This window comes from Petrotoga sp. 9T1HF07.CasAA.8.2, from assembly GCF_002895585.1.
Classification (GTDB): domain Bacteria; phylum Thermotogota; class Thermotogae; order Petrotogales; family Petrotogaceae; genus Petrotoga; species Petrotoga mobilis.
This window is the reverse complement of record NZ_AZRI01000013.1, coordinates 1-19,785: the sequence shown is the minus strand read 5'-3', so window position 1 is coordinate 19,785 and position 19,785 is coordinate 1. Positions and strand designations below refer to the sequence as shown.

General features: G+C 35.8%; 16 protein-coding genes. 13 read left to right on the top strand and 3 right to left on the bottom strand.

What is annotated here, in order from left to right:
• The 3 genes from X925_RS03090 to X925_RS03080 form a co-directional block, all read right to left on the bottom strand.
• On the bottom strand, positions 1–1,150 hold a 1,150-nt coding region (locus X925_RS03090; protein WP_233187723.1), incomplete at its 3' end, for an ATP-binding protein.
• A complete protein-coding gene (locus tag X925_RS03085) occupies positions 1,110–3,959 on the bottom strand; it encodes a TrlF family AAA-like ATPase (protein ID WP_121959094.1) in 2,850 nt (949 codons plus the stop codon). The genes X925_RS03085 and X925_RS03090, both read right to left, overlap by 41 nt.
• A gap of 589 nt (positions 3,960–4,548) precedes the next feature.
• Positions 4,549–6,297: a proline--tRNA ligase gene (locus tag X925_RS03080; protein WP_121959093.1), complete on the bottom strand. Its 1,749-nt coding sequence runs from the start codon at positions 6,295–6,297 to the stop codon at positions 4,549–4,551.
• Positions 6,298–6,478: 181 nt separating this feature from the next.
• Here X925_RS03080 and X925_RS03075 point away from each other — a divergent pair, with 181 nt between their 5' ends.
• The 13 genes from X925_RS03075 (at position 6,479) to thyX (ending at position 19,675) form a co-directional block, all read left to right on the top strand.
• Entirely contained in the window at positions 6,479–6,685 is a 207-nt protein-coding gene (locus tag X925_RS03075) for a type II toxin-antitoxin system HicB family antitoxin (RefSeq protein ID WP_041534088.1), read from the top strand.
• Positions 6,685–6,909 (top strand): type II toxin-antitoxin system HicA family toxin, encoded by a 225-nt coding sequence (locus tag X925_RS03070; RefSeq protein WP_012209056.1) that lies wholly within the window; start codon positions 6,685–6,687, stop codon positions 6,907–6,909. The genes X925_RS03075 and X925_RS03070 overlap by 1 nt, the downstream gene beginning before the upstream one ends.
• Positions 6,910–7,381: 472 nt before the next feature.
• Complete coding sequence (gene metG / locus X925_RS03065) at positions 7,382–9,319, top strand: methionine--tRNA ligase (RefSeq protein WP_121959092.1); 1,938 nt, start codon at positions 7,382–7,384, stop codon at positions 9,317–9,319.
• Between the two features lie 29 nt (positions 9,320–9,348).
• Complete coding sequence (gene gyrA, locus X925_RS03060; RefSeq protein ID WP_121959091.1) at positions 9,349–11,790, top strand: DNA gyrase subunit A; 2,442 nt, start codon at positions 9,349–9,351, stop codon at positions 11,788–11,790.
• A 44-nt stretch (positions 11,791–11,834) separates the two neighbouring features.
• Positions 11,835–12,452, top strand: coding sequence for a transcriptional repressor LexA (gene lexA / locus X925_RS03055; RefSeq protein ID WP_012209053.1), 618 nt, complete (start codon positions 11,835–11,837; stop codon positions 12,450–12,452).
• A 95-nt stretch (positions 12,453–12,547) separates the two neighbouring features.
• Positions 12,548–12,982, top strand: coding sequence for a ribose 5-phosphate isomerase B (gene rpiB, locus X925_RS03050; protein WP_103064875.1), 435 nt, complete (start codon positions 12,548–12,550; stop codon positions 12,980–12,982).
• Between the two features lie 13 nt (positions 12,983–12,995).
• Entirely contained in the window at positions 12,996–13,985 is a 990-nt protein-coding gene (locus X925_RS03045; RefSeq protein WP_146026675.1) for a 3-dehydroquinate synthase, read from the top strand.
• A 3-nt stretch (positions 13,986–13,988) separates the two neighbouring features.
• Entirely contained in the window at positions 13,989–14,753 is a 765-nt protein-coding gene (locus tag X925_RS03040) for a hypothetical protein (RefSeq protein WP_121959089.1), read from the top strand.
• Positions 14,750–15,265: a helix-hairpin-helix domain-containing protein gene (locus X925_RS03035; RefSeq protein ID WP_121514761.1), complete on the top strand. Its 516-nt coding sequence runs from the start codon at positions 14,750–14,752 to the stop codon at positions 15,263–15,265. Before X925_RS03040 ends, X925_RS03035 begins: the two co-directional genes overlap by 4 nt.
• Positions 15,262–16,092, top strand: coding sequence for an epoxyqueuosine reductase QueH (locus X925_RS03030; RefSeq protein ID WP_158245391.1), 831 nt, complete (start codon positions 15,262–15,264; stop codon positions 16,090–16,092). Before X925_RS03035 ends, X925_RS03030 begins: the two co-directional genes overlap by 4 nt.
• 17 nt (positions 16,093–16,109) lie before the next feature.
• On the top strand, positions 16,110–17,498 hold the full coding sequence (locus tag X925_RS03025; protein ID WP_121959088.1) for a DUF342 domain-containing protein: 1,389 nt from the start codon (positions 16,110–16,112) through the stop codon (positions 17,496–17,498).
• A gap of 165 nt (positions 17,499–17,663) precedes the next feature.
• Complete coding sequence (locus X925_RS03020; RefSeq protein ID WP_121959087.1) at positions 17,664–18,869, top strand: tetratricopeptide repeat protein; 1,206 nt, start codon at positions 17,664–17,666, stop codon at positions 18,867–18,869.
• Positions 18,870–19,012: 143 nt separating this feature from the next.
• A complete protein-coding gene (gene thyX, locus X925_RS03015) occupies positions 19,013–19,675 on the top strand; it encodes an FAD-dependent thymidylate synthase (protein ID WP_369973991.1) in 663 nt (220 codons plus the stop codon).
• The last annotated feature ends 110 nt before the right edge of the window (positions 19,676–19,785 follow it).

The window sequence follows — 19,785 nt, the reverse complement described above, 5'->3', positions numbered from 1 at the left end:
TTTTTCTTAAATTATCTTCTGTATAAATGTCTTTATAGAAATAAACTGCAAAACCGCCAAACTCTTCTTTAAATTCTGGTTCTGGCAGTCCAGCTTTTTTACATTCATCTGTAATTTTTATTGTTCCTCTGCCCCAAGCCTCTATTAGTCCAGCTTTGAAAAATACATCTGCCAATAACTCATTTCTTGGATAAGATGAATGGTTTTTCTTTAATTCATCAACCTTGATTTCTTTTGGAAGTGTGCCAACATTCCAAAGAATTATTTTATCAGGATAAATTTTTAACTGGGTATGTGGACCGATATAATCTCTATGTATAACCGAATTAATTATGGCTTCTCTCAATGCTTCTTCTGGATATTCAAGTTCTTCTTTACGATAAATTCCTTCAAATCTTATTTCAGATATAAGATATTTAGTCCGCAATAACTCCATTGTTTTTTCAACCTGTTCAAAGAGATTTCCTTCAATATCATCAGAACTTATAATATCAGTATCCGTTAAGAATTTACCCACTTTTATATAGGAGCTTGTCCAGAATCTTTTTGGATTTTTACCGAATAGTAAAAGGGCAGCCCTTGTTAATTTACCATTTTTAATCAAATTTAATTTCTCAAGCACCTTTATCGGCTCATTTTCATCTTTCACAAGTGGAATTCTTTTTATCGCGATTTGTTTGAATTTTTCAATTGTCTCATTATTTATATCCTCAATAGAAGCATTTTCCTCAATATACTCTTCCCAGTGCTTGCCTGAGTTGGATATTAGAAACCTGGTCAGGTCCTTGCCTTTTAGTTCCTGAATTGTGCTTCCGCTTCTAACATAAAATCTCCCATGATATGAAATTGGTACATAGGAATGCTCAACTTCTATTATAATTATTTCCTTACCGTTTTCCTTTTCTAATCGGACACTTGGTATAATGCCAAGGGTATCTCTTAATTTATTGGGTAAATCCTCAAGTAATTTCTTAGAGTCTTCGACGCCAACAGGCTTACCATTATCATCAACTCCGATGAGCAATCTTCCACCGTCGGTGTTTGCAAAGGCACAAATCGATTTTATATATTCGTCCCGCCATGAGGACTTGAATTCGGTTGTATGAGATTCAACTGATTCTAAATCCATATTTCTTTTCTCTTTTTTCAAAGGCTATCTGACCTCCCTCCAGGACTTCACAAACATGTTGGCGGATACCCTTCCTGAATAATATAGCTTTTTGTTTAGCTTCTGGCAACTCAAAGGAGTTTTCTAAGGCTCCTGAAATATACTCAAACTTGAACTTTTTATTATCTCGCCCTTTTTCCTGTCCTTCTTGATTTGCGACGATAACTTGTTCAGCGTCTGCTCCAACAACTAAATTAGGATTATGTGTAACTATAATTATTTGCCGTTTCTTTTTCTTATTTTTGATAAATGAAACCAGATCATCATATACCGATCTATTATCTAAATCGTCTTCCGGCTGGTCCAAAAGTATCGGCCATTCTTCATTACTTAAATCAATAAGGAACCGTAAAAGCACAAGTCCTTTCTTTCCAGGAGACATTTTATCAAGTGGATCGTTTTTATATGAAATCTTAAAGTCCAAATCAAAATAATTTTCTAAAATCTTTACTGCGGCATCCTTTGCCGCTCTATTTCTCACCGTCTTTATTTTCTCATCTACAACAGCATTAAAAATTTCGCTGATAAAAGAGAGATGTTTATTCGGATCGAAGTGGTACTCGTATTCGTCTTTCCATGATATACTGCTGATATTACGTTTTATATCCCTCTTGTTTAAAAAAGCATCGATAACTTCTTCATTGAACACCTTTTCATTAAATCCAACCGAAACATTTAAAGATATATCTTCAAACTTATTTTCGTACCTCTTAAATTCATTTCTTACCTCACCGTAGATGTCAAAAATTTGCTGATAGGTTTCGATAAGATACTTTTTCTCTTTTTCATAAAGATCCTTTTTTGACTCAAGCTTTTTCTTTTCAAGGTCTATTTTGTTTAACTTGTTCTGCTCATCACTTATGGCCTTATTCTTCTTTTTCAACTCATCCTGTAATTTAACCTTTGCCATAAACGGAATAAGATCATTTTTGATTTTTTCTAACTCTTTTTGGTAGGCTACAATACTTGAATTGACAAATTTTATTACTACATCAGTGGCTGTTAAAAGGTCGGTTTTCAATTGTCTAATTTTAGCAAATTCTTTTGTGAATTCTTTTTTGATTTCATCATTACCCAGATAAGACGACTGTTCATTGTACAATTTCTCTAAACTTTCTAACTGCTGCATTAGATTTTGTTTGAAAGACACGAGACTCTTTTTATCGTCAGATAAAACAGTAATGCTTGTGGTTGTTTCTTTCTCTTTTTCAAGTAATGCCTCATAATCTGTTATTTCTTGATTGGATAGCCCAGATTTACTTTTGATGTCCTCAGCTTCTTTTTTCAATTGGACGATGTATGTTTTTATACCATTCTCTTCACCAAATTTCTTAATGTTTTCTTCTACCTCTTTAATTTCCTGTTTTATTTGATAAAGATCTGCAACATTGGTAGGTATTAATTTAGTTAATCCCTTAATTCTCGTAAGATTGTTTTCATAATTTTCTCGGACAGTTTCATCTTGCAGAAGAACATCTTTGACGAACTTGTTTATAGTATCGCGACTTCCAGTGTTTTCCTCCGAAAGTCTGTTAAGGTAATTTTGGGGTATATACAAAATTTTTCTTTCGTCCGAACCATTGCTGCCTTCCGTGTTTTTAAGATACATTCTAGCACCATCTGACCAAACCACTTCAAAATTAAAATCAGCTGATTTATCAAAATCATATTGGGAAGCTTCGGAAAGGTCGGCAAACCTGGTTTCTACTTCTTTTCTGTCAATTGTTTTAGCTATGTAGTAAAGAAGCAATGACTTCCCCGTTGATTTTCCGCCAATTATGGTTACCAAATTTTGGTTTATTTCAATAGCATCAGAGGAAAAGTTGTCTTGTCCAGTATTATCAAGAAATCGCACTTTATCGATAAGATAGTAAGGCCTTTTGAGTTCCGGTTTTTCGAAACCAAAAGCAACCCGATCAAATGGTTCAAAAATAATCTGTCTCAAGCCCTCAAAGTTTGGATCGGCTTTTATCCAGCTAAAACCGTATCTTTCAAGGTCTTTCCCCTCATTGTTTGGTACTGGATATTTTTTCCCTAATCTATTCTTGCAATCCTCAAGAGTATGGCAATCAGAAATAGAAACAACCGGTTTCGCCTTTGCTTTTAAGCTTTTATTCTCATATCTACTTTCGTTTAGATAATATTCTCTATTTTCCTCACAGCCAAAAAATAAATCGCAAAAATCATCGAAAATATCCGATAATTCCTTTTTGATGTTTGAATTGGCAATTGCTCTATTACTGCCCATACCACTGGCTACACCAGCGATTAAGAATGGGCGATCATTTCCAAAAGAACCTTTTAAAGATTCTTCAAGTTTTTCTTTCGTTATACTAATTTTATCGTAACCGCCACAGGCTGTAATGTCATCCTCAGTACAATAAGCAACAGCACCGTTTGGCATTTTATTCTTCAGAGGAAGATGAGCGAGAAAATCCTTTATTTTGTTAATATCGTAATTACTATCAAAAATTAAATGGCATTGTAATTGCTCTGAATCTATATTAACGTTGATATCCAGTCGAAGTTCGACGCAAGGAAAAAACTGCTTATTTTTCAGTTCTTCAATATTTTTGATTTTATCTCGAAATGTCTCATAACCAGCAACAGAATAATAATCCGTAATACCAAAAACAGATATATCAGAATTTTTGATATATTCAATAAATTTTTCCCAAACATCATTACCTTTTTTTGTGCTGTACTGGTCTGCATGTTTAGATCCTGGAACGTGAATTTGTAAATCCCATTTTCTCCATTCTGAACCTTTTGGAAAGTTGAAGTTACTCATATCCTTTCTACCCCCCAATCAATGGTTTAATAAGTTTGTAATCCAAGTTTTTTATTAATTTCTTTTCCGCCATCAAATTTCAATGCTACTCCAGCGACTTTTTAACCATTTATCAATATTCATTAGATCATATTAGGTGTTCAAGAAAAAAATTGGTTAGATCATAATTCGATGTCTTTGAAATGTTGTTATAATAATAAATAAAACACACAAAAGTTTGAATATGGTAAAATTAAGCGAAGAAATAAAAATTCTTATGAATAAATTATATAACATTCATTTAACGAAAAACAAATCAATTTCAAAGACATGAATACAATCTAAACATCACCCTATTTCGATGACAATTAATTATGATCTAAAGCGGATGAAAAGACAATAGATTACATAGGAGATAACTTGTTAGAGATAACCATAGAAGAACTAAAAGAAATATTGAAGTAGTTGTTGCAGGTAGATTTTTGAGTATTTTTAAGTGAATTGTGGTAGTAATAGAGATATCACTCCTCATAAAACTAAAAAGAGGAGTGATACTTTTTTAATAATTTTATTAGCGCCCTTCCCCCGCTGCCCGCCCATAAGGAATGTGTTAGATTGTTAAATTTTGAGTTGGATCATAGTTTTCTAATGCTTCTTTGACTTTATCGTATAATTCTTTTACATTTTTGAATTCTATCAATGTGCCTTCTTCTTTATCTCTTTGTTTTAACTCAATTTTTCCTTCTTTTAAACGTTTGCCTATAATAATTTTTATAGGTACCCCGATTAGATCTATATCTTTGAACTTAAATCCAGCGGAGACTTCTCTATCGTCTATAATAACGTCTATTCCTTCTTTTAAAAAGTAATTGTAGATTTCTTGAGATGTGCTAACTACTGCTTCATCGTTCATGGCAACAGGTATTATTGCCACTTCAAATGGGGCAACGCTTTTGGGCCAGATTATTCCGTTTTCGTCGTTTAATTGTTCAACTATGGCCCCTAGGGTTCTTGATACCCCCCAACCATAGCATCCCATAATGTAAGGTTTTTGTTCTCCATTTTCATCGGTAAAGACTGCGTTCATTTTTGAAGAGTATTTGTTGCCTAGTTCAAAAATTTGGCCCACTTCTATGCCTCTTGTCCGCTTGAGTGTAGAATTACATCCTTGTGTTGGACATTTTTCGCCTTCTTTTACGTATCTAATGTCTTCCATTAAATCTATTCTAAAATCTCTATTAGGGTTGGCATTGATGTAATGCCTTTTTTCTTCCATAGCCCCTATAACACCATTTTTTATGGATTTTACACTTAGATCTGCAATTATCTTGACATTTTCCGAAATGTTTACTGGACCTATAAATCCTACGTTTACGCCAAATTCTTTTAGCACGTCTTGTGGATCGGCTAGTTCTAGACTTTGATCTTGAAGAACGGACCTGACCTTGGCTAAGTTTATCTCATAGTCACCTCTAATTAGTGCCATCACCCATCCTTTGCTGGACCTTAGAAGTATCGATTTTATTAACTTCTTTTCAGAGACGTTCAAGAATTTTGCCACTTCTTCGATGCTTTTGGCGTGTTGAGTATCAACTTTTTCCATTTCTTTGAGGACTTCATCTTCATCTACAGAAAAATCTTCGCTTGATCTTGCCTTTTCATCACTGGCTGCATAGCCACATTCTTCACAGTAAAATATTTCACCCTCACCATTTTGTGCCAGTACGTGAAATTCATGAGAGAAAGAACCACCAATTGCACCTGTATCAGCTTCTACAACGACATATTTCAAGCCTATTCTTTTTATGATATTTGAGTAGGCATCATAGAAATGTTGATAGTATTCATGCAATGATTCGTAATCGGTGTGAAAGGTGTAGGCGTCTTTCATGATGAACTCTCTTGCCCTTAACACCCCGAACCTTGGCCTTATTTCATCTCTAAACTTAGTGGCTATTTGGAAAAGGTTGACCGGGAACTGTTTGTACGATCTAAGCTCATTTTTCATCAAAAATGTGACTATTTCTTCATGTGTGGGACCTAAAGTAAACTCTCTATCGTGTCTGTCCTTAAGTTTCATCAATTCTGGTCCGTAATCTTCCCATCTTCCCGTCATTTTCCACAACTCTGCTGGATGTATTATGGGTAGCATGATCTCTTGAGAACCTATCTTTTCCATTTCTTCTCTGACTATCTGTTCGATTTTTCTTATGACCTTCCATCCAAGGGGAAGATAACTGTAAACACCTGATGAGATCTTTCTAATAAACCCTCCTCTGATCAATAACTCGTAACTTTTTATATCAGAATCAGATGGTGTTTCTTTTAAAGTAGGAGCATATAGTTTGGAAAATCTCAAGATTATCCCTCCGATTTTTTTAGCATATTTAATTTTTTGTACTTTGAGAAATTATATCATAGAAATATTGTTAAGTTAAATTTTTACTGTAATAAAATATATTGAGTCTTTTGGTATAATTAAAATAATAAATAAAAAGATCCTTTTATACGAGAACCTTTTGTACGAGGAGGGATAAACTATGAAATTTATCGTAACAATTGATCGGGATGAGGATGGCATGTTCGTAGTAGAATGTCCTTCTATCCCTGGATGTGTAAGTCAAGGAAAAACCGAACAAGAAGCGATTGAGAATATCAAAGATGCAATAAAGCAGTGCCTTGAGGTGCGAGCCGAAAGAGGTATGCCTCTCACCGTTAGTATGCGTGAAGTAGAGGTATCGGTTTAATGGAAAAACTTCCACTTTTAAGCGGGCGTGAAGTTGTAAAAGTTTTTGAACGTCTTGGATGGGAAGTAGCAAGGCAACGAGGTAGTCATATTATTCTTGTGAAGGGGAAACACATTGCCACACTATCTGTCCCTGATCATCGTGAAGTTGCAAGAGGAACTTTGAGGTCACTCATTGCTCGTGCTGGTATAACAGTTGAAGAGTTTTTGTCTGCGATGAAATGAGAAAGAAAGCCCAAAATTGCCTAACAGCGGATAAAAGGCTGCGTTTCTTTTCGCCCAATTTGCTGGTGGTAGATTTTTTTATCCGCACAACGTCAAGCGACATGCTCTAAATATTTTCACAAAGGGGCTAAAAATGCCAATTTTCCTAAGATAATCCCAGTAAAACCAATAGAACTACCAATAATAAACTTATCAAACCAAAACACGGATATAGAAGAACTAAAAGAAATATTGAAGTAATGGTAGTAGAGAGATTCTTGAGTTTTTAAAATAAATATCACTCCTATATCTTTTATGAGGGGTGATATCTTTTTAATGATTTGATTAGTGTCCTTTCACTTTGAAGTTTGCTGAAAGCTTAAACTTCTAGAGAATATATGAGAATACCAAAACAATCTCAATGTGATATAATAGGATAGACTTCACAATTCGACAAAGGAAAGAAGGTAGAACAGTTTTGGAGGTGCCATTGATGGATAAGTTTTACGTCACTACACCGATTTACTACGTTAACAGTGAACCACATATTGGTTCAGCGTATACGACGATAGTTGCGGATATAGTAGCAAGATTTAAGAGAATGATGGGGTACGATGTTTTCTTTTTGACTGGAACGGATGAACATGGGCAAAAGGTGTTACAGGCAGCAAAAGAGAAGAATATACCTCCACAGGAGTATGTTGATTCACTTTCTTCAAAATTTAAAAATTTATGGGATGAAATGGGGATTAGTTACGATCATTTTGTTAGAACAACAGATGATTATCATGTAAAGACCGTGCAGATGTTTGTTGATAAGATGATGGAGAATGGAGACGTTTACAAAGGAAAATACGCCGGTTGGTATTGCATACACGATGAATCCTTTTGGGATGAATCTGAGATAGTCACGCAAGATGGCGTTAAGCTTTGCCCTGAATGTAATAGAGAATTGAAATGGGTAGAGGAAGAGAATTACTTTTTTAAACTTTCCAAATATACCGAACCATTGTTGAAGCATTATGAAAATAATCCGGACTTTGTGGAACCATCTTTTAGAAGAAATGAGATGTTGCAAATTTTGAATGATGGGTTAAAAGATCTCAGCATCACTAGGACTACGTTCGATTGGGGAATACCTTTAAAGAGTGATCCAAAACATGTGGTGTATGTTTGGGTGGATGCGTTAATTAATTATGTAAGTGCGATAGGCTATTCTGACGATCAACAGAAATTCAACAGGTACTGGCCTGCAGATTTACACCTTATTGGAAAAGAAATAAATAGGTTCCATTCGCTAATTTGGCCCGCTATGTTGATGTCAGTGGGGTTGCCTTTGCCGAAGAAGGTATTCGCACATGGGTGGCTAACGGTCAATGGACAAAAGATTTCAAAATCTTTGGGTAACGCCGTTGATCCAAGGATTCTGATGGACGCATATGGTAGAGATGTTATAAGGTATTATTTGTTGAGAGATATTGCCTTTGGTAGGGATGGAGATTTTTCGGAAGAAAACTTAATTACTAGGTACAACGCTGATTTGGTCAATGATTTAAGTAATTTAGTGCATAGAACACTCACGATGGTTGAAAAGTATTTTAATGGTGTCATACCAAAACCTGAAAGAAAAGACAAGGTGGATGAAGAACTCTTAGAACTCCTAGAGAGTAAGAAAAACGCTTATTTGAATTTGATGGAGCGGTATCAGTTTACACAAGCCCTTGAAAATCTATGGGAAGTCATACGTTTTTCTAATAAATACATCGATTTAACTGAGCCTTGGATCTTGGGGAACGATCCAAATGAAAAAGATAGATTGTCCACCGTTTTGTACAATCTGCTCGACGTTATTCGAATTATTTCTATTTTGATTTATCCAATTATGCCAGATACTTCTGAAACGATGTTAAAAAAGATAGGTTATGGTTTGGAAATTTTAAATCGAGAAAACCTTGAAAAGGGCCTTTTACACAGTGGAGTTAAAGTTGTGAAAGGTGATCCCATATTCCAAAGAATCGATGTGAAGAGTTGGAAAAGAATAATCAAAACGGTAAATATCAACAAGGAGGACGAAGTAATGCCAGAAAGTGAAAACGTTCAAAATATAGTAGAAATAGAGGATTTTAAAAAGATCGATTTGAGAGTTGCCAAAGTGGTAAAGGCAGAAAATATCGAAAAGTCTAACAAACTACTGCGATTACATCTTGATTTAGGGCAGATGGGTGAAAGGCAAGTTATCGCAGGCATCAAAAGCTTTTATTCACCTGAAGATTTAGTTGATAAGAAGATAATAATCATCGCTAATCTAAAACCCGCCAAATTAATGGGGGAATTATCCGAAGGTATGCTTTTAGCCGCTAAAGATGGAAACGGTAATTTGAGCATTCTGACGGTAGATAAAGATGTTGAACCTGGTTCAAAGATTTCTTAAAAGATTTTTAATGGAGGTAATACTAATAGATGGACGATAAAATATTTATCAAAGATTTTACTGAAGAATTAAAAACTTCTTACTTACTTTATTCTTTAAGCGTTATTGTAAGCAGGGCTATACCCGATGTTAGAGATGGGTTGAAACCTGTTCAGAGAAGAATACTTTACTCCATGAGCGAATTGGGGTTGAAACATAACTCTTCATTCAAAAAAAATGCCCGTATCGTTGGTGAGGTGATGGGTAAGTATCACCCACACGGAGATGCGGCTATTTATGATGCCTTAGTTAGAATGGGGCAACCTTTTACTATGAGGTATCCTTTGGTTGAGGCACAAGGAAATTTTGGATCGATAGACGGCGATCCTCCTGCCGCTATGAGGTACACAGAAGCCCGTATGCCTGAACTTGGAGAGTATATGCTCAAGGATATCGAGAAAGAAACTGTAGATTTTAGGGAGAATTTCGATGGTTCCTTGAGTGAGCCTGTTGTTTTACCTACAATGGTGCCTAATCTTTTGATGAACGGAGCAAGCGGGATAGCCGTGGGAATGACTACCAATATCCCGCCTCATAATTTAAACGAACTTGTAGCAGCTTTGAAATTGTTAATAGAAAAACCCGAATCTGAAGTAGCGGATCTGTTGAAGCATATTAAAGGACCAGATTTCCCAACAGGTGGCCAAGTTGTGGACGGAGAAGGGTTGAAAGAACTCTATGAAACAGGTAGAGGGAAGATAACGATTAGAGGAAAGTACAGAATAGAGGACGAAGGTAAAGGAACCTCTATCGTTTTTGATGAGATTCCCTACAACGTTTCTAAAGCCGATATCATCGAACAAATTGTAAGATACGTGGTTAAGGCTAAGGAACAAAAGAAAGATGTCGGGATAAAAGACGTTAGAGATGAGAGTGATAAAGAGGGAATAAGACTGGTAATAGAGCTGAGAAAAAACGCTAACGTTAAGAAATTGATCAACGATTTGTTCAAGCACACAAATCTTCAATCCTATTTTTACGTTCAAATGAATGTAATCGATAACGAAAAGCCCTCTTTGATGAATTTGAAAGGGCTTTTACAGAGCTTCTTGGATCACAGGGTTAACGTCATAACTAGAAGAACACAGTACGAGTTAGAAAAGGCAAGGAAAAGGGCTCATATAGTTGAAGGGCTTATCAAAGCGGTTCAAGGTATTGATACGGTGGTTGAGATCATACGAAACTCAGAAAATCCTCAGGAAGCTTTGAAAAATCTTCAAGAAACGATAGGTGTGAGTGAAGAACAGGCAAAAGCTATCGCAGACATGAGATTGATCAGTCTTTCAAAACTTGAAAGTACCAATTTGAGTGAAGAATTGAAGAACCTATACAAAGATATAGAAAACGCCATGGATATTCTGCAGAAAAAAGAAAGACTGTTAGGAGTTATTAAAAAAGAGCTGGACGAAGTAGCAAACAAGTTTGGTGATAAAAGAAGAACGGAGATACTGTATAACAAAGGGGATTTAGCCGAAGAGGTTGAAATGATTCAAGATGAAGATGTGGTAATAGTTTTAACCAAGTGGGGATATCTCAAAGCCATTCCTTCTTCGGAATACAAGGTTCAAGGGAGAGGCGGAAAAGGTGTAAAAGGATTAAAAATTTCTGATGAAGATGACGTAAAAGAGGTCATATACACTAACAAATTATCCAAATTAATGCTATTTAGTTCCGCTGGTAAAGCGTATCAAATAAACGCATACGAGATAGAGACTACTTTGAAAAATACAAAAGGCAAGCATATCGCTAACTTCATCAGTTTAGATGAAGGGGAAGAGATAAAAAGCATCGTTGCCATATCTTTAGACGGTGATTACGATAAGGATATTCTCATTTTTACAAAACAAGGCAAGGTGAAGAGAACGTCTTTGAGAGAGTTCAGCAGTGCACGAGCTTCTGGTATTAGAGCCATCAATTTGCTTGATAACGACGTAGTTGTGGATGTGGTATTGCTTGACGGATCAGATAGAGATTTGTTAATTGTGACAAAGCTAGGGATGTCGTTAATGTTTAACTCTTCCCAGGTACGTACGATGGGAAGAACCGCAATGGGTGTCAACTCAATTAAATTGCGCGAAGGCGATGAAGTGATCAACGTGGTAAAGGTCGACGAAGGTAAAAAACTTTTGTTGATCACTGAAAGGGGTTATGGGAAGAGAGTTTCTTTCCATTCTTACAAACCGCAGAATCGTGGAGGAATTGGTGTAAAAACGGTACGAGATATATCTAGAATAGGTCCAATAGTTGCTACTATGAGTGTCGAAGATGGGAGAGACATACTGATATTTACTAAAAAAGGTAAGGCTATTAGGGTAAATGTAAATAATATAAATGTTTTAGGAAGGATCACCCAAGGTGTTATAATTGTAAGACTGGATGAAGACGATTCAGTTGTCGGGGCGATTGAAGTTCAAGCAAATGATGAAGAGTAGTGTTATAATAATTATAATTATTAAGCATGGAAGGGGTAAATAGAATGGAGGAATTGACAAAAAGGCAGTCACAGGTCCTGGACTTCATAAAATCTTATATGGAAAAAAACGGTTTTGCTCCAAGTATCAGAGATATTATGAAACATTTTAATTTTAAAAGCCCTAGAGCGGCACATAAGCATCTCATAATTTTAGAAAAAAAGGGTTATATAGAGCGTAAAAACGTCTCACGCGGAATAAAGATGATGCCAAAATCGGGAGAAATTTTTGCCACTGAGACTCTGGCTCCTGTTTCAGGAAAGATAGCAGCGGGAGATGCCATTGAGGCTATACAAACAATTAGCGATTATATTCCCATACCTACCAATTTTTTCCCTAAAAATTACGAATATTTTTCACTCAGAGTTGAAGGAAATTCGATGATAGAAGCACAGATCAAAAGCGGGGATTTTGTTTTAATACGTAAACAAGATTACGCAATGGATGGAGACATAGTGGTTGCATTGATTGATGGAAACGATGCAACACTTAAAAGGTACAAAAGACTCAATGAAGACGAAGTGCTACTTATCCCAGAGAATAAAAGTATGAAAGAGATAAAGGTCAAAGCTGATCATTTAAAGATACAAGGAAAAATGGTTGGCTTAATAAGAGTGCTATAAAAGACCTCTTAAAAAGGGTGGGGAGCGGGGCGAAGGGGCGCTATATACAAGAGTTTTTGATGACGATAATCTACAATCAAAAGGAGCGAATTTTCATGAAAATTGCAATTGCCTCCGATCATGCCGGTTATGAGATGAAAGAACAGCTTAAGAATTATCTTTTAGAGAAAAAATTCAATATAATAGATTTGGGAACTAATTCCAACGCCAGTGTCGATTATCCTGATTATGCCAAAAAACTTGGTGAAAAGGTAACCAAAGGTGAAGCTGACTTCGGCATTGGTATCTGTGGTACTGGAATAGGTATGTCAATCGCAGTGAACAAAGTCAAAGGCGTTAGAGGCGCTCTGTGCTTGTATCCATCGATGGCAGAATACGCCAGAAAACATAACGACGCCAACGTTTTGGTTTTGGCAGGTAGGCTTATGGGCATCGATTTAGCCATTTGGACCGTAGTGAAGTTTTTATCGACAGATTTTGAAGGTGGAAGGCATAAAAGGCGTGTCGATAAAATCGACGAAATCAGGTAAAAAGGACAAAAAAATGAAAAGTATTAGTTTTTCAAAGGGTATTGAAAAAGACATTAATATTAATATAAGCCAAGGGTATTACAAAGAATTTTCTAAAAGATACGCATCGAAATACGGGACTTTGATGATAATTGATTCCAATTTGAAAAATCATTTAAATCCAGGTACTGATAAAAATATCTTTTATGTCAAAGGTGGCAATGAGACCAAGTATTTCGATAAATATTTAGAACTGTGTAAGATCGTTGTGGAAGGTAGTTACAGCAATTTGGTGGTGATAGGCGGAGGTTCCTTGATAGACATGGTTGGTTATGTATTTCATACTTTGGATTTTCCAACTGGGACCCTCACAGTTATGCCAACAACGCTGTCTTCTATGATATATTTACCCGTATCGGGAGAATTCTATTTAGATATGAATTACACCAGGAATTTTTTGAAGGTTAGAGGTTATCCCGATCTAGTTTATATAGACCCGTATTTTTGTAAATTTTTAGATAAAAAAGATATGAAAAACCATTTTTTCTTGGGGTATATTTTGGGGCTTCTATTCGATAATAACTTTGCAAGCTTATCTTTGAAGTATTCCAAAAATTTCATCCGTTTAGATTTAGAGGACTATCTTTATTCTGCTGTTAAGTTTGTTTTATCGCTTTATTCTAATGATTTACCTTTCCCTGGGACTAAATTGATGAAATATATAGCAGATACCTCTGTAAAATCTGATTTCGTTCAAAACGAGAGTTTGTCTTTTGCGTTTCTTTTGTATTTGAGTTTTAAATTTGGCTATATTCATGAAGAAAGATTTCAAGAGATATTTGAAAAAATAAGAAGTTTCGAAGATCTGAAATCATCAAAAATCCAAAATATCAAGGCTAAAGTGAACAACGTGCCTATAAGAGAAATATTACTTAAAGAGGATGGCTTTGTGGATTTGCTTTTGAATTTTGGCGAGCTGAAAGATCTTCTTTTGGAGTTTAAGTCTCTTTTGAGAGGTGTGTAGTCAATGGCAAAAAATAATTCGCCTTGGTTCTCAGTTATTTTAATCCTTGTTTTTATTTTACCTTTGATAACCTTCGCACTGACAACGTATACGATATATTTAAAAAACCAGATGAAAAATCTTGAGCTTAAAATAGAAGAGTTAGATAATAATCAACTAAACACACTAAACGAAGTTGAATCAGCTTCCCAATCTGCGGTGTTAGAAGACTTGGTATTGCCACAGATTGAGATTGGCAATACAATGGCAAGGGCAAGTTACACTATCCAAGAACTTGATTACCAAGTGTTGTTGGAAAATTCAGTCACGATGTTAAAACCGTACAATGAAGGTGCCGTAAAAGTTTTTTACAACCAGCTCGAGGTTTTTGAAGAGGCGTTGTACGCTTTAAACAACGATATACCTTACTTTGTTTTTCAAAATGGGGACAAGTATTACTTGTACCGTTCGGATTATTCTTTGGAAGGGGAAGCAGAAGAGCAGTACTTATTTTCCATTCAAATTTACCTGTACACTACTCCAGCACCAGCTATGTTCCCTACGATGGCGTTAAGACAAGGGGGTATCCCCGCTTTTGTTTTCAACGGTAAGTTTCAACAGAGTAATGAAGATTATTGGGCGATACTCGTGGGCCTGTTTGACGACTACAACGAGGCGCAAACTTATTTGAAAAATATGGATGAAGAGCTTGTTTTTGAATTAACTGGACTGAGTATAGCAGATAGATTCACTAAAGGCATCTACTTTAGTGGAGTAGAAACCGAATGAGAAAAAAGCTTCTTTTCCCAGTATTAAGTATTATTGTAATAATTTTGCTTGGGATTTTAACGGTTGATCGATATCAATCGGGTAAAGAGGATAGACTTAATTCTTATCAGGAAAATAAAATAGACCTTTTGACGGCGTCAGTTGAAGAGTTGATCCAATTACCTGGAATCGGACCCGCCAAGGCACAAGCGATTATAAATTATAGGCAAGAAAAAGGTTTTAGAGACATAGAAGACATTATGAACGTTTCTGGTATAGGAGAAAAAACATTTTCAAATATTAAAGATTATATTTATCTTTCAGAGGTTGTTTACGAAATAGTAGATGATAGAATAAATATAAATGAAGCATCCAGTGAAGAATTGGAAAGTTTACCTGGAATAGGAAAAATTTCTGCCCAGAAAATTATCGAGTATAGGGCTATTAAACCTATTAGCTCCCTAGATGATCTAAAGAAATTAGGTATTCCATCATCTACGATAGAAAAAATAGAAGGGAAGATAGAATTTTGAAGATTTTCTTACATGTTTGCTGTGCACCTGATCTAACGGTTTCTTACAGGAAATTAGTAGAACAGGGATTCGAACCTGTTGTATTTTTTTACAACCCCAATATTTATCCCCTTCAAGAATATTCCAAGAGATTGGATGAAGTTAAAAAATTAAGAGATATTTGGGGGTTCCAACTCTACGTAGGAGATTATGAACCTGATAAGTTTTTAGAAAGGATCAAGGGGGAAGGAAACAGCCTCACGGCAAATAAGGAAGGCAGCCCGAAAAGATGTTATGAATGTATGAAGTTGAGGCTTGAAAAGACCAAATCTGAAGCTAAACGGATGAATTTTTCTATCTATTCAACGACTCTTCTTGCTTCCCCTAGAAAGTCTCATGACGATATTTTAGAAATAACTGATAATTTGGATATGGAAGAAAATCCGTCTTTTAAGTATGTTAATTTCAGATCCGATAATGGTGTTCATATGGCAGCACAAATATGTAAAACTTACAATATTTATCGCCAAAATTACTGTGGTTGCTCTTTTTCTTTAGAAGAATCAAAAAGATACGAAGAGGAGTCTAAACAGAAAAATTACAAGAGTTTAGTTGAGATACTTGGAGAAGAATTAACCCAAAAATATTTTAAATATTACAAAAAAGACTTGCTTAGAATTCCACAAGATATTCCAGCAAAGTTTTTAGAAAAGGTTGGTTTGCAATTTTTTAAATATTTGAAACCTCAGATAATCCTAATAAAAAAAGAAATAGCCCAAGATTTTAACATCTTTACAAGTTCTAGATACAAGATAGATAATTGGAAAGGGAAAGTAATATTATGGTGAAAGAGAGGTAGTCTAGATTGGCTAAATACGATCTGCGTATCTCTGAAGATGGAATGGTGGCATCTTTGAAATTAATAGACGATGGGCGTCCACCTACTATTGGCGGAATAAAGGCTTTTCTAAAAGAAAAAGGTGTGGTAGTAGGCATAAAATCAGAAACTATTGAAGAAATCGTCTCTGAACCTAGATTTGATAAGGAATACGTTGTTGCATATGGAATACCACCCAAGGTTGGAAAGGACGCACAGCTAATCTTTCAGCAAAATATTGAAGAAAAGCTTAATAGTACCGAAAATAGCTACGTTGACTTAAAAGAAAGTAGCCAATTGATCATAGTAAAAAGAGGAGATATATTGGCTGAGATAATTCCTCCAACGCAAGGCGAACCAGGAAGAACAGTACGGGGGGAAAAGATCGAAGGTATTGTGGGAAAAGAGTTAAAACTAAAGTTAGGCAATAACGTTGAAGTAAACAACAATAAAATAATTTCAAAGATAGATGGAAAGTTTGTCAGTAAAGAAACATCGAATGGTGAGATAAATTTAGATGTTTCTGACGAGCATAAGATAGAAGGAAATATAGACTACTCTACGGGTAATGTGCGTTTCCCTGGGAAGTTAATCATCGATGGGGATGTTAAATCCGGTTTTCATGTTGAAGCTACTACTTATTTAGAGATCAAAGGTGTAGTTGAATCCGCTTCAGTGTTTTGTGAAGGGGAAGCCACCATATTCGGAATAAAAGGTGCAGGTAAAAGTTCTATAAAAGTTAAAATTTTAAGATGCAACTACGTTGAAAACGCCAATATTGAAGCGGAAGAAGATGTAATTGTTAAAACAGCCATCGTTAATTCAAATATCAAGGCAGGGAAACACGTCATTGTTGAAGGAGGAGCTGGAAAGATTTCTGGTGGATATATTTTAGCCACTAACCTTATCGAAGCGGAAATTTTAGGAAGTGAAATGGGTGTTAGAACTGTCTGTGAAGTGGGGGTCTTACCTGATCTAAACGAAGAGTTAATCAAATTAGAGCAAAAAATTGCCCTCGATATGGAGAATCTTAGGAAACTCAATTCTATAATCAAAGGAATCCAAGCTCTAAAAGAAAAAGGTAAAATAGACAAGGCGAGGTTAGAATACTACAAGAAATCTTTTAACACCTATAAAATGCTCATATCAGAGGTAAAGGATGATGAAGAAAAGCTCGAAATGATTAAAAATAAAATTCAATCTTCTAAAGAATCTGCCTTTATCATCGCAAAAAAAGTGGCATATCCTGGAACTGAAATAATCATACACAAGAAAAAATTTATGCCGACAAAGCCAATTACCAAGGTAGTGTTCCAACTCGAGGATGATGAAATAGTTCCTCACGGTTATCAATCGGAATCAAATGTTTCTAGATAAGCAGCCAAGTTACAGGGCGAAGCCCTACCCCAACCAGGGTCTAAGGGACCGCAGGTCCCTTCCATAATGGTAGGCAAGCAGGGTTAAGGGACCGCAGGTCCCTTCCTCAAAACGGGTGGGGAGCGGGGCGAAGGGGCGCTAAAAAACAATTAGGAGAACTGACACATGCTTCGACTTCTTAAAAAAATATCATTTCTAATTTTTCCTATTTTATTTTTAACTTTGAATATCTATGCTGGTAATTTAGATAGCTACGTTTACAATTTTGATACTGATCAATTATTAGTATCATCCCAAAGAAGTTTAAACGTTTTAGGCTTATATTTAAAATATTATGAAACAGGTAACGAAGAATACAAAACAGCTGCTAATCAAACTATGCCTTATATTCTTCCTTCTTTAAAACCTGATGATTCAGCAGCTTTGAACGTTCTTTCTGAATACTTTCCCGGTAACGAAGTAGAAAGTATCAATAGAATTGAGATATTAACCAATAATTATCCAAATTCTGTGATCGTTAACGCCCTCAATGTTTTAATGAATTACGAAGTGTACCAAAAATCCAAAAATACCGAAGCGTTTAAGAAAATTTTAAGTTCCATTGATATAATAGAGGAAACAATTGGGGAGAATCCTTTCTCTACTTATTACAGATCGGTTCTAATGTGGGAAACGGCGAGCCCTCAAGAAAAAGAGAATATATTCAAAAATTTGGAAAAAGTTCATTTCTCTTATCCCTTAAACAGAGACATTCATGAATTACTGATAATTGAAGCCTTTGAATTAGGCAAGTATGAAGACGTTAAACAACTATCAATGAACTATGTGAATCTTTCACAAAAAGATGAAAGGATCATGTTTTTAATAGCCCTTTCGTATTACAATTTGGATGAAAAATCAGAATCAAGAAAAATTGTCGACTGGATTCTTCAAAATTCTAATAAAAAAGCTGTTCTATCGAAAAGTTATGAGCTTTTGGGCGATATTTCGGAAACGAACTCTCAGAAGATCAATTATTATAAAACCGCTATCGATCTCGATCCTGAGAATGCAGAAGCTTTAGCTAAACTTGGAACAACTTTGTACGAGAGTAATAGATCCACCACTGACAATTTGACAATTTCAAGAATTTATTTAACCAAAGCGCTCATGTACGATCCAGATAACTCTGATTTAAAAGAAACTCTGAACACTATAGACAGGAAACTCACTACGAGAAATTTTTTGACCACGCTGTTGCCATTATTTATAGTGATTTTGGCTATATTCTATATAGTATTCAGATTTGGTAGTAAGGGAAGCAACCTCAAGCGCCCCGAAGGGGGTTCAAAGGAAGACAGCCTCACGACAAGTAAGGAGGAAAAAAATTGACTATAACCGATGAAGAAGACAGCCTCACGGCAGGAAAGGAAGATAACTCCAAACGCCCCGAAGGGGGTTCAAGGAAAGACAGCCTCACGGCAGGTAAGGAATCTATCAAAGTGCTTGATAAAGGCTTTGTTACCCTTGTTGATATGATGGGAGATGACAGATCAGCGGTTAGGGCTGCCAGAGTCTCACACGGAAAAGATATATCTAACGATGAGAGGGATAGAAAACTCATAGACTACTTGATGGAACATGGGCATCTCTCCCCCTTTGAACATATCACTTTTACATTTCATGTAAAAGCACCCATCTTTGTTGTTAGACAATGGTTTCGCCATAGGATAGGAATGTCTCCCAATGAGATAAGCAGAAGATACACCTCAAAAAACGTCAACGAGTTTTATGTCCCTGACCATATCAGAGTACAGGATACAAAAGACAAACAGAGTAGTAATGCATACTCTGATGAACAAGAGAAAGAAGGCAGCCTCACGGCAAATAAGGAAGAGGCTCTTGAAATTATAGAAGAAGTTTACAAGAAAAGTTACGAGGCTTACGAAAAACTTATAAATATGGGTGTAGCTAGAGAAATGGCACGTATTATACTACCCGTAGGGGAATACACTGAGTTTTATTTAACTACCAATGCCCGAGCATTAATGCATTTCTTGGATTTAAGGGCGTCTTCACACGCACAATGGGAAATTCAAGAGTACGCTAAGGCTTTGGCACAATTCTTTCAAAAAACTTGCCCGTGGAGTTATGAGGCATATTTGAAGTATCAGTATAAGGGAGATCTTTTAAAGTAACTACAATAGTGGGTTCCCCCCACCAGGGTCTAAGGGACCACAGGTCCCTTTCTAAGAAGGGTGGGGAGCGGGGTATAAGGGAAAGATCTCTTTTCCTTATGGGTGGGCTG